Source organism: Cellulomonas sp. WB94 (assembly GCF_003115775.1).
In the GTDB taxonomy this organism is placed as follows: domain Bacteria; phylum Actinomycetota; class Actinomycetes; order Actinomycetales; family Cellulomonadaceae; genus Cellulomonas_A.
The window spans coordinates 21,440-37,165 of sequence record NZ_QEES01000006.1 but is presented as its reverse complement, the minus strand read 5'-3'; the positions used below and the strand labels follow the sequence as shown (position 1 = coordinate 37,165).

Sequence of the window (15,726 nt, the reverse complement as noted above, 5' to 3'; positions counted from 1 at the left end):
TCGCCACGCTACCGGGCGTCCGCATCTGTCGTGTCCACCCGGTCGGACTACGATCGCCACGTGCCTCGAGTGACTCTCACCTCCAAGAACCCTGCCAGCCTCGCCGTCGACGCCCTCGTGGTGGCGATCGCCAAGACCTCAGCGGGCCCGCGCCTGCTCGACCCTGACCAGCTTCCGGCGGAGATCGCCGCGGAGATCGCGACCAGCGCCGCCGCGCTCGGGATCACCGGCGACCAGGACGAGGTCCGTCGGTACCCGACGGCCGGCCGCCTGTCGGCCAAGGTGCTGGTCCTGACCGGTGTCGGCGACGCGGCAGCCGTGACACCCGAGCTGCTGCGCCGGGCGGCGGGTGCCGCGACGCGCGAGCTCGCCGGGACGTCGAGCGTGGCCCTGGCGCTGCCTGCCGGGCACCTGACCGAGCTGACGGCCGTCATCGAGGGCGCGCTCCTCGGCGCCTACACGTTCACGCGGTACCGCAACGCCGACCAGGCGGCCACGTCCGCGCCCGTGCCGTCGATCGAGGTCGTCACGCCGCTCGCCCGCCAGAGCTCGGCGACGAGCGCCGTGACCCGCGCCGAGGTCGTCGCCGGTGCGGTCCACGCGACGCGCGACCTGGTCAACACCGCACCCAACGACCTCTACCCCGCGGCGTTCGCCGAGGCTGCCAAGGCAGCGGTCAAGGAGTCCGGCCTGCGCACCGGTGCCGTCAAGGTCACGGTGCTCGACGAGAAGGCGCTCGTCGCCGGCGGCTACGGCGGCCTCGTCGGCGTCGGCCAGGGGTCCGTCCGCGGCCCGCGCCTCGTCAAGGTCGCCTACTCCCCCTCACGCCCGGCCGCGAAGGTCGCGCTCGTCGGCAAGGGCATCACGTTCGACTCGGGCGGCATCTCGATCAAGCCCGCCGCGGGCATGGACGCCATGAAGTCGGACATGTCGGGGGCTGCCGCCGTGCTGCACACCGTCCTGGCCGCCGCCCGCCTGGGGCTGCCGGTCGCCGTGACCGGATGGCTGTGCCTTGCGGAGAACATGCCGTCGGGTACCGCCCAGCGCCCGTCCGACGTCATCACGATCCGCGGCGGGAAGACCGTCGAGGTCCTCAACACCGACGCCGAGGGTCGGCTCGTGCTCGCCGACGGTCTCGTGGCCGCGATCGAGGAGAAGCCCGACGTCGTCCTCGACATCGCCACCCTCACCGGCGCACAGACCGTGGCGCTCGGCAACCAGGTCTCGGCCGTCATGGGGACCGACGGTGCACGCGCCGAGGTCGTCGCGTCCGCCGAGTCCTCGGGCGAGCTGTTCTGGCCGATGCCGCTGCCCGCCGACCTGAAGCCTGGGCTGAAGTCGAAGGTCGCGGACCTGGCGAACATCGGCGAGCGGTTCGGCGGGATGCTCCTCGCCGGGCTCTTCCTCCAGGAGTTCGTGGGCTCGACGCCCTGGGCGCACCTCGACATCGCCGGTCCGGCGTTCAACGAGAAGGCCGCGCACGGCTACACGCCGGTGGGCGGTACCGGGGTCGGCGTGCGGACGATGCTCGCGTTCCTCGAGGGTCGCGCGGCCCAGCGGTAGCCGGTCCGGATCGGCCGCCCGGCTGGACACCGGCGCCCGGCCGGGCGCGGCTCGTCCGGCCGGGTCAGGTCCGCGTCGCCCAGAACGCGACCGCGGACGCCGCCGCCACGTTGAGGGAGTCGACGCCGCCCGCCATCGGGATGCGGACGACCAGGTCGGCCGCCTCGACCGCGCCGCGCGACAGCCCGTCACCCTCGGTGCCGAGCATGAGCGCGAGGCGCTCGGGCGGCGCGGCGACGACGTCGTCGAGCGACACGGCGTCGTCGGCCAGCGCGAGCGCGGCGACGGTGAACCCCGCCGCACGCAGGTCGTCGAGTCCGCCCGGCCACGTCTCGAGCCGGGTCCAGGGCACCTGGAACACCGTGCCCATCGAGACGCGCACGGACCGGCGGTACAGCGGGTCGGCGCAGCGCGGGGTCACGAGCACCGCGTCGACCCCGAGCGCCGCGGCGCTCCGGAAGATCGCGCCGACGTTCGTGTGGTCGACGATGTCCTCGAGGATCGCGACGCGTCGCGCTCCGGTGCCGCCGCGGGCCGCCGAGAGCAGGTCGTGGACCGGTGCCAGCGCCGGGCGGTGCATCGACGCGAGCGCGCCGCGGTGGACATGGAACCCGGTGATCGCCTCGAGGAGGTCCGGCTCCGCGACGTAGACGGGCACCGTCGTGCCGTCGTCGGGCAGCGACTCGAGCGTCGCGACGAGGTCGGGCAGCCAGCGCGGCGACAGCAGGACCGACCGGGGGCGGTGCCCCGCACCGAGCGCCCGCCGCAGCACGGTCGAGCTCTCGGCGATGTAGAGACCCTTCGAGGGCTCGTGCCGCGAACGCAGGGCGACGTCCGTGAGCGAGACGTAGTCGGCGAGCCGATCGTCGGTGGGGTCGGTGATCGGATGGATGTCTGGGGCCGGCACGGGCCCCATCATCTCGCGGTCAGACGACCGGTGAGGACCCCGCGAGGAGCCGCGCGGTGCGCAGGGCGCTCGCGCGACGCGCCGCGACCGGGCCGACGACGGCCGCCGCCGCTCCCATCAGCGCGACGACCGGGATCACGAGGAACGCCGTGTGCGCCCCGAACGAGTCGGCGAGCGCGCCCAGCACGTAGGGCGCCACGCCGATCGCTGCGCCGCCGGCGAGGGTCGCGTTCGCCTGCGCGCGGTCGGTCGACCGTCGGGCTGCGCTCAGGAGGATCGATATCGACAGCGGGTACTGCGCGCCGTAGCCGATCCCGGCGATGACGAGGCCGGTGAGGGCGACGGGCGTCTCGGTGGCGGTCCACAGGATGGCCCAGCCGACGACGGCGACCAGGAACGACGCTGCGAGGAGGCGTGCGGGCTCGATGCGCAGCGACAGTGGCCCGACGACGAACCTGATGACCGTCATGCCGGCCACCAGACCGGCGGTGGCGGCGGTCGCGATCCCCGCTCCGGCTCCGGTCTGCTGCCGGATGAGGTCGGTCGACCAGAACGTCGTCGCGTTCTCGAGCGCGATCGCCGCGACGATGGCGACGAGGAACCAGCGGGTCGCCACGGCAGACTCCCGGTCGGCGGCGTCCAGCGCGATCGCGTCGGCGGGGACGGCCTCGGCTGGGACGGCCTCGGCCGGGTCGACGAGCGCGGGGTCGGGCGCGGGGACGGCGTGGTCGCGCGCGTCGCTCGGCAGGCGAAGTGCGAGCAGGGCCGAGCCGATGGCCAGCACCGCCGTTGCGGCAACCGCCGGACGCCACCCCCAACCGGCCGCGACGCAGGCTCCGACGGCGAGCGGACCCAGCAGCCCGACCCCCGAGCCGACCCCGTTGGCCTCCGTCACGGCAGCCGAGCTCGCGCGACCGTGCCGCAGCGACAGCCCGGCCTGCGCGGCGCTCACGGCGACGTTCCCGCCGGCCGCGAGGATGAACACCCCGGTGAGGGTCCACGCCAGGATCGGCCCCGTGACGAGCACGATCGTGCCGACCGCGATCAGCACACCCGCACCGACCAAGGTCGCCCGGCGACCGTAGCGGTCCACGAGCCGTGGGGTGATCCGGGCGACCAGGATCGCGCCGGCTGCGAACGCCGTGCCGTGCAACCCGCCCTGGGCCTTCGTCACGCCGAGCTCGTCGGCGAGGAGCGGGACGCTCGGGCTGAAGCTGTAGAGCAGCCATCCCCACACGACGAAGTAGCTATACAGGCTCAGCGTGGGCCGGTCCCGCACCAGCCGGATCGGGGCGGGCTCAGCGGTTGCGGTCACCGACCGAGCCTACGTGCCGCCGCCCCCCCGATCCGCGCGCGAAGGCCCAGGATCGGACCTCTGACACAAGTGGTGCGCGACGTCACTCGACCGGAGCAGTCGCGGCGGCGAACTGGCTGTCGTACAGCCGCGCGTACGCACCGCCGGCGGCGAGCAGACCGTCGTGCGTGCCGTGCTCCACGATCGAGCCGTGCTCCATCACGAGGATCGTGTCGGCGTCGCGGATGGTCGACAGACGGTGCGCGATCACGAACGAGGTCCGCCCGACGCGCAGGGCGTTCATCGCCTGCTGCACGAGCACCTCGGTGCGGGTGTCGACGGACGACGTCGCCTCGTCGAGAACCAGGATCGGCGGGTCCGCGAGGAACGCCCGCGCGATCGTCAGGAGCTGCTTCTCCCCCGCGCTGACGTTCGAGCCCTCGTCGTCGATGACCGTGTCGTAGCCGTCGGGCAGGGTGCGCACGAACCGGTCGACGTGGGTCGCCTGCGCGGCAGCGACCAGGTCGCCGTGCGAGACGTCGGTCGCGCCGTAGGCGATGTTGTCGGCGATCGTCCCGCCGAACAGCCAGGTGTCCTGGAGCACCATCCCGATCTGCGAGCGCAGGTCGTCGCGCGTCATGGCGGTCGTGTCGACCCCGTCGAGCGTGATGCGACCCGAGTCGAGCTCGTAGAACCGCATGAGCAGGTTGACGAGCGTCGTCTTGCCGGCACCCGTCGGACCGACGATCGCGACGGTCTGGCCGGGCTCCGCGACGATCGACAGGTGCTCGATGAGCGGCGTCTCGGGGTCGTAGCTGAACGAGACGTCCTCGAACGCGACCCGTCCGCGCACGGGCAGCTCGACGGCTGTCGGGACGGCGGGGTCGGGGCGCTGCTCCTCGGCGTCGAGCAGCTCGAACACCCGCTCGGCCGACGCGACGCCGGACTGGAGCAGGTTCATCATCGACGCGATCTGCGTGATCGGCTGCGTGAACTGCCGCGAGTACTGGATGAACGCCTGCACGTCACCGAGGGACAGCGTGCCCGACGCGACCTTGAGCCCGCCGACGACCGCCACGATGACGTAGTTGAGGTTCGCGATGAAACCCATCGCGGGCATGATGATCCCGGAGATGAACTGGGCCTTGAAGCTCGCGCCGTAGAGGTGGGCGTTCTCGGTGTGGAACGTCGCGACGGCCTCCCGCTGGCGCCCGAAGACCTTCACCAGTGCGTGCCCGGTGTACATCTCCTCGATGTGCGCGTTGAGCGTGCCGGTCCGGGCCCACTGCTCGACGAACTGCGGCTGCGAGCGCTTCGCGATGAGCATCGTCACGACGATGGACAGCGGCACGGTCACCAGGGCCACGACCGCAAGGATCGGCGAGATCCAGAACATCATCGCCAGCACGCCGACGACCGTGAGCAGCGAGGTGATGAGCTGCGAGAGGGTCTGCTGCAGGGTCTGGGCGATGTTGTCGATGTCGTTGGTGACACGGCTGAGCACCTCGCCGCGCCCCTGGCGGTCGAAGTAGCCGAGCGGCAGCCGCGACAGCTTGGCCTCGACGTCCTCGCGCATCCGGTAGGTGGTGCGCTGGACGACGCCGGTGGTCAGGCGCGCCTGGAGCCAGCCGAAGAGGAACGACCCGACGTAGACCGCGAGCACCGTCAGGACGATGGTGCGCAGGTGCGCGAAGTCGATGCCCACGCCGGGCACGACGTGCGTGCCGCTGAGCAGGTCGGCGTAGGTGTTCTGACCCTGCGCGCGCAGCGCCTCGATCGTCTGGTCCAGGCTGACCCCGACGGGCAGCCGCTTGCCGATGACCCCCTCGAAGATCACGTTGGTCGCCGCGCCGAGGATCTTCGGCCCGCTGACGACGAGGGCGACCGACGCCACGCCGAGGGCGATGATCGTGCCGAGACGCACGCGCTCCGGGCGCAGCACGCCCAGCAGTCGTCGGCTCGACCCGCGGAAGTCCATCGACTTCTCGCCCGGGACGCCCATGCTCATCGGGCCGTGACCCCGGCCTCCGGGCGGGCCCGCGGGACGTGCCGGTGCGGCCGGCTTGCTCTGCATGCTCATGCTGCCTCCTCCGCGGAGATCTGCGAGAAGACGATCTCGCGGTAGGTCGAGGACGACGCCATCAGCTCGCCGTGGGTGCCGGCTCCGACGACCTCACCGTCCTCGAGGACGACGATCTGGTCGGCGTGCCGGATGGTGGCGACGCGCTGGGCGACGATGACGACGGCGGCATCCCGGGTCTCCGGGACGAGCGCCGAGCGCAGTGCGGCGTCGGTCGCGAAGTCGAGCGCCGAGAACGAGTCGTCGAACAGGTAGATGCTCGGTCGGCGGACGAGCGCCCGCGCGATGGCCAGACGCTGACGCTGCCCGCCCGACACGTTGGTGCCCCCCTGGGAGATCGGCGCGTCGAGCCCCTCGGGCATGGCTTCGACGAACTCGCGGGCCTGGGCGACCTCGAGGGCGTGCCACAGCTCGTCGTCGGTGGCGTCGGTGCGTCCGTACCGCAGGTTGGACGCCACCGTGCCGCTGAACAGGTACGGCTTCTGCGGGACGAGCCCGATCGAGCTCCACAGGTCGTCCGGCTCGAGGTCGCGGACGTCGATCCCGTCGAGGAGCACGGCTCCCCCGGTGACGTCGAAGAGGCGGGGCACGAGGTTGACGAGCGTCGTCTTGCCCGAGCCGGTCGACCCGATCACCGCCGTGGTCTTCCCGGACTCGACGACGAGGTCGATGCCGCGCAGCACGGGCTCCTCGGCGCCGGGGTACCGGAACTCGACGTCGCGCAGCTCGAGGCGCCCACGGCGCGTCGCCGGGAGCGAGACCGGAGCAACCGGCGGGAGGACTGACGTCTGGGTGTCGAGCACCTCGCCGATGCGCTCCGCGGACACCATCGCGCGGGGGACCATCACGAACATCATCGAGGCCATCATGACCGCCATGAGGATGTACATGATGTAGCTGAGGAACGCCGTGAGCGCACCGATCTGCATCTGCCCGGAGTCGATCCGCTGGGCGCCGAACCACATGACGGAGATGCTCGACGCGTTCATGATGAGCATGACGACCGGGAACATGAGCGCCATGAGCCGCCCGACGCGCAGCGACGTCTCGAACAGGTCGGTGCTGGCGGCCGCGAACCGCTCGGACTCGCGCCGTTCGCGGACGAACGCGCGGATGACCCGGATGCCCGCGATCTGCTCCCGCAGGACCCGGTTGATCGCGTCGATCTTGGTCTGCATCACCCGGAAGTAGGGCACCATCCGGGACACGATCAGCGCCACGGCGACGCCGAGCACAGGCACGATGACGATCAGGAGCCGCGACAGCGCGACGTCCTCGCGCAGCGCCATGATGACGCCGCCGACGAGCATGATCGGTGCGGTCACCATCATCGTGAACGTGAACAGGATCACCATCTGCACCTGCTGCACGTCGTTCGTCGTGCGCGTGATGAGCGAGGGCGCCCCGAACTTGCCGACCTCCTGCGCCGAGAACTCCTGCACGTGCGAGAACAGGCCCTCGCGGAGATCGCGCCCGAGGGCCATCGCGGCGCGTGCGCCGAAGTAGACCGCGGTGATCGCGCAGGCGACCTGGACGAGGCTGACACCGAGCATCACGGCGCCGATCCGGACGATGTACGCGGTGTCACCGACCGCGACACCGTTGTCGATGATGTCGGCGTTCAGGCTTGGCAGGTAGAGCGTCGCGATCGTCTGGACGAGCTGGAGCAGGAGGACGGCGACGACGCCGGTCCGGTAGGGGGCCAGGTACTGCCGGAGCAGGCGGACGAGCATGGTCAGTTCTCCTCGGTGCGGACGCGAAGGCCGTCGAGCAGCAGGTCGACGACCTCCTCGGGGGTCAGGGGCACGGCCGAGCTCGGGACGCCTGGGCGGATGGTCGCCATGACGATCGCCGTCAGGAACCGTGCGCAGTCCTGCGGCGAACGGCGCACCTCGGCGGCGTGCGGCGCGAAGACGGCCGCCATCGCGTCGGCGATCAGGTCCATGGGATGCGGGCGGTCACGACCGTGACCGTGGCCGTGCGGGGAGGCCGCGGGCGGGCCGCCGGGACGGTCTGGCTCTGCGGCGAGGACCTGGTGCGCGACGACGAAGATCGAGGTGATCCTCTGGCCGCGCACCTGCAGGACGGTGACTGCGCGCACGAGCACCTCGTGCAGGCTCGAGCCGGAGGCCGTCGCGGCCAGCTCAGCGAGCTCGTCGAGCAGCTGCGCCGGGTCGAGGACCTGGGCGACCGCGGCGCGGACGAGCTCCTGCTTGTCGGCGAAGACCCTGAACAGGGTGCCCTCGGCGACGCCGGCGGCAGCCGCCAGCTCGCGGGTCGTCACATCCCTGCCGCGCTCGAGCAGGAGGGGGACCGTGGCCGCGAGGATCGACGCTCGCCGTTCCTCGGGGCTCATCGGCGCGGCCCGGCCAGCACGCGTCGACGTGGGTGTGTTCACTCGGAGGAGCCTAACTGAGTGAGGACTCACTCACAAGTCGCCCCCGGCGGTGCGCTCGGACGAACGCACCGCCGGGACGGCTCAGGCGGGGTTGACCGTCGGCGGCACGTCCTCCTCGCCCGGGACCTGGGGCTCCGGGGCCGGACGGGTCGGGTGCTCCGACCGGTGCGACGGGCTGCCGGCAGCCCCCGGTCGCTGCCCGAGCTCGGCGGTCGGGTCGAACGGACGACCGCTCAACGTGCCCGCGCTCGTGGCGTCAGCCGTCGCGAGGGCGGACTGCCGCCGCGCCTCGGCCAACGCCTCGGCCGGGTCGGTCAGGGCGACCGGCGGCAGGTCGATGCCGAGCGGAGAGGTCCCCGCCGGACGAGCAGGCGCCGCTGTGCCGTCCGGCTGACCGGTGAACGACCCCGCGAAGCCCTGCGTGAGCTGGGACAAGGCACCGGTGAGCTCGGACGGGATGATCCAGACCTTGTTCGCCGGGCTGGCCGCGAGCTTGGGCAGGATCTGCAGGTACTGGTACGCGAGCAGCTTCGGGTCGGCGTCCCCGCGGTGCACGGCGTCGAAGACCTGCAGGATCGCGCGAGCCTCACCCTCGGCGGTGAGGATCGCCGCCTGAGCAGAACCCTCGGCCCGCAGGATCGCGCCCTGCTTGTCGCCTTCGGCCGTGAGGATCTGCGACTGCTTGACACCCTCGGCCGTGAGGATCGCGGCACGACGGTCGCGCTCGGCACGCATCTGCTGCTCCATCGAGCCCTGGATGCTGGCGGGCGGGTCGATCGACTTGAGCTCGACCCGGTTGACCCGGATGCCCCACTTGCCGGTCGCCTCGTCGAGGACACCGCGGAGCTGGCCGTTGATCTGGTCACGGCTGGTGAGCGTCTGCTCGAGGTCCATCGACCCGATGACGTTACGCAGCGTGGTGACCGTGAGCTGCTCGATTCCGATGATGTAGTTGAAGATCTCGTAGACGGCCGACTTCGGCTCGGTCACCTGGAAGTAGATGACCGTGTCGATGCTCACGACGAGGTTGTCGGACGTGATCACGGGCTGCGGCGGGAACGACACGACCTGCTCGCGCAGGTCGACGCCCGCACGAACCCGGTCGACGAACGGGATCAGCAGGTGCAGACCGGCGTCAAGCGTGCGCGAGTACCGGCCCAGTCGCTCGATGATGAGGGCGGTGGCCTGCGGGACGATCCGCACGGCCCGGACGAGCACGATGACGACGAAGAGGATGACGAGCGCCAGGACGATGTACCCGGGTTGATCCATGTGTTCTCCTCGGTGTGACCGTCCGAGGGCTCTCGCACGGTGAGTTCAGGCGCGGTCAGGTCGACCGCGTGGTCAGCCAGTGGTCGGCCGAGCAGATCCGTTCGCGGCGTTCACGATGGCCGTCGCGCCCTCGATCCGGACGACGCGCACCTCGGTACCCGGCGTGAACGCGTCGCCCTCGTGCTCGGCCCGCGCCGACCACACCTCGCCCCCGAGCTTCACGCGGCCACCGCCCTCCGTCGTGGTCGACAGGACCACGGCCTCACGAGCGACGAGGGCCGCGGCGTTGGTCTCGACGAGGGGCACCCGGAGGCGCAGCCGACGCAGCAGCCAGGGCCGGAGCGCGAACAGCAGCAGCATCGACACCACGACGGCGACGCCGATCTGCACCGGCATGGTGGCGCCCAGCGCACTCGCGACCGCGCCGGCGAGCGCTCCGCCGGCGAACATGAGGAAGACCAGCTGGACCGACACGATCTCGGCGATCCCGAGCAGCAACGCGCCGCCCACCCACCACAGCCAACCGCTCATGTCGACCTCCAGGTCATGGCGGGCGCACCGTCGCATCGATGCGCGGCTCACCCGTCACAACCGATCCTAGGTGGTCGCTTTGCCGTTCCGTGGGGTCTTGGGTGAACGTTCGCTAGCGGGACGCGCGTGCGGTCCAGCGGTCACCGACGCGCTCGACGACGAGATCGAGGCCGAAGGCTCCGGACAGGTTCTCGGCCGTCAACGTCTCGTCGAGGGGCCCGGCGGCGTGCACGCGACCCGAGCGCAGCAGCAGCAGATGGGTGAAGCCCGGGGGGATCTCCTCGACGTGGTGCGTGACGAGAACGAGAACAGGCGACCGGCGGTCACCAGCGAGCTCGGCGAGAGCTCCGACGAGCTCCTCGCGTCCGGCCAGGTCGAGGCCGGCGGCAGGCTCGTCGAGCAGCAACAGCTCGGGGTCGCTCATGAGCGAGCGCGCGATCTGCGCGCGCTTGCGCTCGCCCTCGCTCAGGGTCCCGAACCGGCGTTCGGCCAGGTCGGTCACGCCGAAGGCCGCCATGAGGTCCGCAGCGCGGGTCTCGTCGGGCTCCTCATAGGCCTCCCGCCACCGGCCGGTGACCCCGTAGGCCGCGGTGAGGATCACATCGCGCACGGTCTCCCCCGGCGGGATCCTGTCGGCGAGGGACGCGCTCGACAGGCCGATCCGCGGCCGGAGCTCGAAGACGTCGACGCGACCGAGCCGCGATCCGAGCAGGTCGGCCGAGCCCGACGACGGCTGCATCCGCCCGGCGGCGACCTGGAGCAACGTCGTCTTGCCGGCGCCGTTCGGGCCCAGCACGACCCAGCGCTCACCCTCACCGACGTGCCAGGTGAGTCCGTCGAGGATGGTGGCGGTCCCCCGCCGGATGGTCACGCCCTGCAGGTCGAGCACGTCGGTCATGGGCACAGACCCTAGCCGCCGTGGGCCGACGCGGTCCGTCCGCGACGCGCGTCGTAGTTTGGAGCCATGGACTCACCCGACCTCGACCTGCCGCGGTCGGTCGCGCTCGCGCTCTGGCTCCAGGACCTCGGTCCGGCCAGCGCCGCCGACCCCGCGCCGGTCGCCCGGCTCGTCTCCGCCGTGCAGGGCGACGACGAGCCGCACGCCGTCGTCTCTGCGCCTGACACGGCCGAGCTCGGTTCGACCCTCGCCGAGCTGGTGGACGTCTGGGCGGGCGGCGCCCGCATCGTCGCAGCGGCCCTGCCCGCGCCGGGCGACCCCGCAGGTGTCCCCGCAGCCATCGGTCAGCTCGCGGCGGCGGCCGGCGAGTGCCTGCTCGTGGCGACCGGGGCAAGGTCCTACGCGGCGATCCCCAGGGTCGAGGAGTTCGGGAGCGTGTACGAGCCGGGCCACCTGGTGCGCTGGGAGGTCGTGACCGTCCCCGAGTGGCAGACGGGGCTCATCGGCCAGGTCGGCTCGCTCGCCGACGCGGAACGGGACCTGCGCACGGCGCTCACGCAGGCGACGCGAGCCCTCGCCGCGCTCGACGTCGCCCGCTGGCGACCCGACGCGGCGGAGGCGATCGCGTCGCTGCGCAGCGACGGCAACCCGGGATGGCGGCTGCCCCGAGGGGTCGACGCACGTCGCGTGCGCGTGCTGGCGAGCGCCGCTCGGCTGCGCGCGATCGTCGCGCTGGCGACGGCGGACGACGGCGGCGCCGTCAACCTGTGGCAGGCGGACCAGCGCTCGACGGCGCTGCGTGAGGTCGACCGGGCCGCGCGCCGGGCCATGTCGGCCGCGACGCTGCCCGCCCCCGACCCGGACGGGCGTGGCGGGTCGAGCGACTAGTCCCCGAGCACCGACCGGTAGACCTCGAGCGTCCGCTGCCCGATCGCGTCCCACGAGAAGTGGTCCTCGACGCGGCGCCGTGCGGCCGCACCCATGACCGCCGCCCGCGCCGGGTCGGTCGACAGCTCGATGAGCGCGGCCGCGAGGTCGTCGACGAACCGGTCGGGGTCGAGCGGCGTGCCGGTGCCGTCCTGCACCTGGTCGATCGGCACGAGGAGCCCGGTCACGCCGTCGTCCACGACCTCGGGTATCCCACCGGTCGCCGAGCCGACGACCGGCAGGCCGACCGCCATGGCCTCGAGGTTGACGATGCCCAGGGGCTCGTACACGGATGGGCACGCGAACACCGTGCCGCTCGCGAGGACGGCCACGAGGTCCTCGCGCGGCAGCATGCGCTCGATCCACACGACACCGTCACGCCGTGCACGGAGCGCCTCGACGAGCGCGCTGACCTCAGCGGCGATAGCCGGGGTGTCGGGGGCGCCGGCGCACAGGACCAGCTGGACGTCGGCGGGGAGCTGCTCGGCCGCGCGCAGGAAGTACGGCAGGCCCTTCTGCCGGGTGATGCGGCCGACGAACACCACCGACGGCCGGTCCGGGTCGATGCCGAGCCCGCGGACCACCGCGTCGGCGCGCGCGAGCGCGGCCTCACCGGTCGGGCGCCGCCACCCGTCGAGGTCGATGCCGTTGTGCACGACGTGCACACGCTCAGGGTCGACGGCCGGGTAGCTCCGCAGGATGTCGGTGCGCATGCCGGCGCTCACGGCGATCACGCCCGCGGCGCCCTCGTACGCCGTCTTCTCGGCCCAGCTCGACAGGGCGTAGCCACCGCCGAGCTGCTCGGCCTTCCACGGCCGCAGCGGCTCGAGGCTGTGCGCCGAGACGACGTGCGGGATGCCGTGCAGCAGCCCGGCGAGGTGACCGCCGAGGTTCGCGTACCAGGTGTGCGAGTGCACGAGGTCCGTGCCTGACACCCCGTCGGCCATCAGAAGGTCCACACCGAACGTCGCGAGCGCAGCGTTGGCACCACCGAGCGTGCCGGGGACGTCGTAGCCCGTCACGCCGGCCTCGTCGCGCGGACCGTCGAAGCAGTGCACGCGGACGTCGATGCTCCGTCGCAGCACGGCGGCGAGCTCCGTGACGTGCACACCGGCACCGCCGTACACGTGGGGCGGGTACTCCCGGGTCAACAGATCGACGCGCACGTTCGCTCCCTCATCCCGGCCCGGCCACACCGGTCCATCAGGCGACACGCTAGCGCGTGGCGAGCCGCATATCGCGTCGGGCACCCCGGTGGCTTAGGGTCGTGCCATGGCAGCGCCGCGTGTCCTGGCAATCGTCCTCGCAGGTGGGGAAGGCAAGCGGCTCATGCCGCTCACGGCGCACCGGGCCAAGCCCGCGGTGCCGTTCGGGGGATCTACCGGTTGGTGGACTTCGCCCTGTCGAACCTCGTGAACTCGCGTTACCTGCACATCATCGTGCTGACGCAGTACAAGTCGCACAGCCTCGACCGGCACGTCTCCAAGACGTGGCGCATGTCGACGCTGCTCGGCAACTACGTCGCCCCCGTGCCCGCGCAGCAGCGGGTCGGCAAGCACTGGTACCTGGGCAGCGCCGACGCGATCTACCAGTGCCTCAACATCATCGACGACGAGCGGCCCGACATCGTCGTCGTCGTCGGTGCAGACCACGTGTACCGCATGGACTTCTCCCAGATGGTGGACCAGCACGTCGAGACGGGTGCTGAGCTCACGGTCGCCGGGATCCGGCAGCCGATCGCCATGGCCGACCAGTTCGGCGTCATCGAGACGGTCCCGGGCGACCCGACCCGCATCGCCGCGTTCCGCGAGAAGCCGACCGACCCCGTGGGCCTCGCGGACTCCCCCGGCGAGATCCTGGCCTCGATGGGCAACTACGTCATCAACACCGACGCGCTCGTCGACGCCGTGACACGGGACGCCGAGAACCCGACGTCCCGGCACGACATGGGCGGCGACCTCGTCCCCGCGTTCGTCGAGCGAGGCACCGCGGCGGTCTATGACTTCATCCGCAACGACGTGCCCGGGTCGACCCCTCGCGACCGGGACTACTGGCGCGACGTCGGCACGATCGACTCGTACTTCGACGCGAACCAGGACCTCATCTCGATCGAGCCTGTCTTCAACCTCTACAACGACCAGTGGCCGGTGTACACGGGCTACACCGGGCTGCCTCCCGCCAAGTTCGTGCACGCCGGTGCCGGTCGCCTCGGCCACGCCGCCGACTCGATCGTCTCCCCCGGCGTGCTCGTCTCCGGCGCGACAGTCTCCGGATCGATCCTGTCCCCCGGGACGTACCTGCACTCGTGGGCGCAGGTCACGGACTCGGTCCTCATGGACGGCGTCCAGGTCAACCGCTACGCGCAGGTGCACCGCGCGATCCTCGACAAGAACGTCATCGTCCCCGAGCGGGCGGGCGTCGGCCTGGACCGCGAGCACGACCTGGCGCGGGGCTTCACGGTGACCGAGTCGGGCATCACGGTCGTCCCGAAGGGGACGGTCATCGAACCCTGAACGGTCGCCGCGCCCACCGCGTCGGAGCACTACCCTCACCTGCGTGACCCCGTTGCCCCCTGGCCTGGACGACCGACGCCTCGTCGTGCTGGACGTCGACTCGACCCTCATCACGGCCGAGGTCATCGAGCTCCTTGCTGCGCACGCGGGCTCGCGTGCCGAGGTCGCCGACATCACCGAGCGCGCGATGCGGGGCGAGCTGGACTTCGCCGCGTCGCTGCACGCCCGGGTCGCGACGCTGGCCGGCCTACCGGTGAGCGTCTTCCCGGACGTCCTGGCCGAGGTGACCCTGACCCCGGGTGCCGAGGAGCTGCTCGCTGAGCTCGCGAGGCGTGGGTGGCCCGTCGCGCTCGTGTCGGGCGGCTTCCTCGAGGTCGTCGGGCCGCTCGCGGATCGGCTGGGCGTCACGCGCTACCGCGCGAACGGGCTCGAGGTCGTGGGCGGTGTGCTCACCGGTCGCGTCCGGGGTCCGGTCGTCGACCGGGCCGGGAAGGCCGAAGCCCTGCGGAGCTTCGCGGCGGACGACGCGATCCCGCTGGAACGCACGATCGCGATCGGCGACGGGGCGAACGACGTCGACATGCTCGCTGTCGCCGGGTTCGGGATCGCGTTCAACGCCAAGCCGGTCCTGGCCGATCGCGCCGACGCAGCCGTGCAAGGCCGGCTCGACGACGTGCTCGCGCTCGCTCCGTTCCGCACGGCGTCCGGCACCTAGCCCCCCGCTGGACGTCGTGCGCCGCCCTCTCAGGCCGGCGTCACGAGCCGGAGCAGCCGCGCCCCGTCGGGCTCGAGCAGCGCCCAGTCGACGTCCGTCTCGAGGACGGAGTAGCTGCCGGTCGGCATCCCGACGCGCACCCGCGCCACGCACGGCTCGTCCGACCCCGGTCCGGCCAGTGTCGCTGCGGCCTCAGAGACCGTGGGCTCGTGGCCGACGACCAGGACGGTGCGGACGTCCGCCGGCACCGCACGGACGACGTCCAGCAACGCCCGGACCCCGGCTGAGTACAGCGTGTCGCTGAGCTCCACCGTCGGCTGCGTGCCGAGCGACGAGCGCACGAGGTCCCAGGTCTGACGGGTCCGCAGCGACGACGAGCAGAGCACGAGCTCGGGGATCACCCCGGCGGTCCGCAGCGTGGCCCCGACCCCGGTCGCCTGGCGGCGACCGACGAGCGACAACGGACGCAGGTGGTCGGCGAGGTCGCCCCCGTGCTCCGCCTTGGCATGACGGAGCAGGACGATACGGCGCGAGGCGCTGAGGTCTTCCACGCCCCTAGAGTCGCATCGCTCGGGCTCCCGCGTCACGCGGACGAGCCGACTCAGCGCTGAGTCGCCCTGGGGATCTT

12 protein-coding genes and 2 pseudogenes are annotated in these 15,726 nt (G+C 72.0%); 4 read left to right on the top strand and 10 right to left on the bottom strand.

Features of this window, described 5'->3' with window-relative positions; genetic code table 11:
• Positions 1–60 precede the first annotated feature (60 nt).
• Entirely contained in the window at positions 61–1,563 is a 1,503-nt protein-coding gene (locus tag DDP54_RS17080) for a leucyl aminopeptidase (protein ID WP_109133220.1), read from the top strand.
• Positions 1,564–1,627: 64 nt separating this feature from the next.
• Here the strand turns inward: DDP54_RS17080 and DDP54_RS17075 are convergent, their stop codons facing one another.
• From DDP54_RS17075 to DDP54_RS17040, 8 genes are all read right to left on the bottom strand, one after another.
• A complete protein-coding gene (locus DDP54_RS17075; protein ID WP_242448571.1) occupies positions 1,628–2,470 on the bottom strand; it encodes an RNA methyltransferase in 843 nt (280 codons plus the stop codon).
• A 19-nt stretch (positions 2,471–2,489) separates the two neighbouring features.
• A complete protein-coding gene (locus DDP54_RS17070) occupies positions 2,490–3,785 on the bottom strand; it encodes an MFS transporter (protein WP_242448570.1) in 1,296 nt (431 codons plus the stop codon).
• A gap of 82 nt (positions 3,786–3,867) precedes the next feature.
• Entirely contained in the window at positions 3,868–5,844 is a 1,977-nt protein-coding gene (locus DDP54_RS17065) for an ABC transporter ATP-binding protein (protein ID WP_109133197.1), read from the bottom strand.
• Positions 5,841–7,577: an ABC transporter ATP-binding protein gene (locus DDP54_RS17060; protein WP_109133196.1), complete on the bottom strand. Its 1,737-nt coding sequence runs from the start codon at positions 7,575–7,577 to the stop codon at positions 5,841–5,843. Before DDP54_RS17060 ends, DDP54_RS17065 begins: the two co-directional genes overlap by 4 nt.
• 2 nt (positions 7,578–7,579) lie before the next feature.
• A complete protein-coding gene (locus DDP54_RS17055) occupies positions 7,580–8,242 on the bottom strand; it encodes a TetR/AcrR family transcriptional regulator (protein ID WP_146192467.1) in 663 nt (220 codons plus the stop codon).
• An 81-nt stretch (positions 8,243–8,323) separates the two neighbouring features.
• A complete protein-coding gene (locus DDP54_RS17050) occupies positions 8,324–9,514 on the bottom strand; it encodes an SPFH domain-containing protein (protein ID WP_109133194.1) in 1,191 nt (396 codons plus the stop codon).
• Between the two features lie 72 nt (positions 9,515–9,586).
• Positions 9,587–10,045, bottom strand: a complete 459-nt coding sequence (locus DDP54_RS17045; RefSeq protein WP_109133193.1) for an NfeD family protein — start codon at positions 10,043–10,045, stop codon at positions 9,587–9,589.
• A 112-nt stretch (positions 10,046–10,157) separates the two neighbouring features.
• Positions 10,158–10,943: an ABC transporter ATP-binding protein gene (locus DDP54_RS17040; protein WP_109133192.1), complete on the bottom strand. Its 786-nt coding sequence runs from the start codon at positions 10,941–10,943 to the stop codon at positions 10,158–10,160.
• A 66-nt stretch (positions 10,944–11,009) separates the two neighbouring features.
• Here DDP54_RS17040 and DDP54_RS17035 point away from each other — a divergent pair, with 66 nt between their 5' ends.
• On the top strand, positions 11,010–11,831 hold the full coding sequence (locus DDP54_RS17035; RefSeq protein WP_109133191.1) for a hypothetical protein: 822 nt from the start codon (positions 11,010–11,012) through the stop codon (positions 11,829–11,831).
• Here the strand turns inward: DDP54_RS17035 and glgA are convergent.
• Positions 11,828–13,036, bottom strand: a complete 1,209-nt coding sequence (glgA, locus tag DDP54_RS17030) for a glycogen synthase (protein ID WP_109133217.1) — start codon at positions 13,034–13,036, stop codon at positions 11,828–11,830. The two genes, DDP54_RS17035 and glgA, sit on opposite strands and share 4 nt — an antisense overlap.
• A 106-nt stretch (positions 13,037–13,142) precedes the next feature.
• Between glgA and DDP54_RS17025 the strand changes: the two are divergent.
• Together DDP54_RS17025 and serB are read left to right on the top strand one after the other, a co-directional pair.
• A pseudogene (locus tag DDP54_RS17025) lies at positions 13,143–14,383 on the top strand (glucose-1-phosphate adenylyltransferase).
• A 76-nt stretch (positions 14,384–14,459) separates the two neighbouring features.
• A pseudogene (gene serB, locus DDP54_RS17020) lies at positions 14,460–15,038 on the top strand (phosphoserine phosphatase SerB); the annotation flags it as partial.
• A gap of 89 nt (positions 15,039–15,127) precedes the next feature.
• Here the strand turns inward: serB and DDP54_RS17015 are convergent.
• Positions 15,128–15,649: a histidine phosphatase family protein gene (locus DDP54_RS17015; protein WP_109133190.1), complete on the bottom strand. Its 522-nt coding sequence runs from the start codon at positions 15,647–15,649 to the stop codon at positions 15,128–15,130.
• Positions 15,650–15,726: the final 77 nt, after the last annotated feature.

Coding starts and splice junctions, on each gene's coding strand:
- DDP54_RS17065 (WP_109133197.1), bottom strand. CDS start 5,844: ATGAGCATGCAGAGCAAGCCGGCCGCACCGGCACGTCCCGCGGGCCCG.
- DDP54_RS17060 (WP_109133196.1), bottom strand. CDS start 7,577: ATGCTCGTCCGCCTGCTCCGGCAGTACCTGGCCCCCTACCGGACCGGC.
- DDP54_RS17050 (WP_109133194.1), bottom strand. CDS start 9,514: ATGGATCAACCCGGGTACATCGTCCTGGCGCTCGTCATCCTCTTCGTC.
- DDP54_RS17045 (WP_109133193.1), bottom strand. CDS start 10,045: ATGAGCGGTTGGCTGTGGTGGGTGGGCGGCGCGTTGCTGCTCGGGATC.
- DDP54_RS17040 (WP_109133192.1), bottom strand. CDS start 10,943: ATGACCGACGTGCTCGACCTGCAGGGCGTGACCATCCGGCGGGGGACC.
- DDP54_RS17035 (WP_109133191.1), top strand. CDS start 11,010: ATGGACTCACCCGACCTCGACCTGCCGCGGTCGGTCGCGCTCGCGCTC.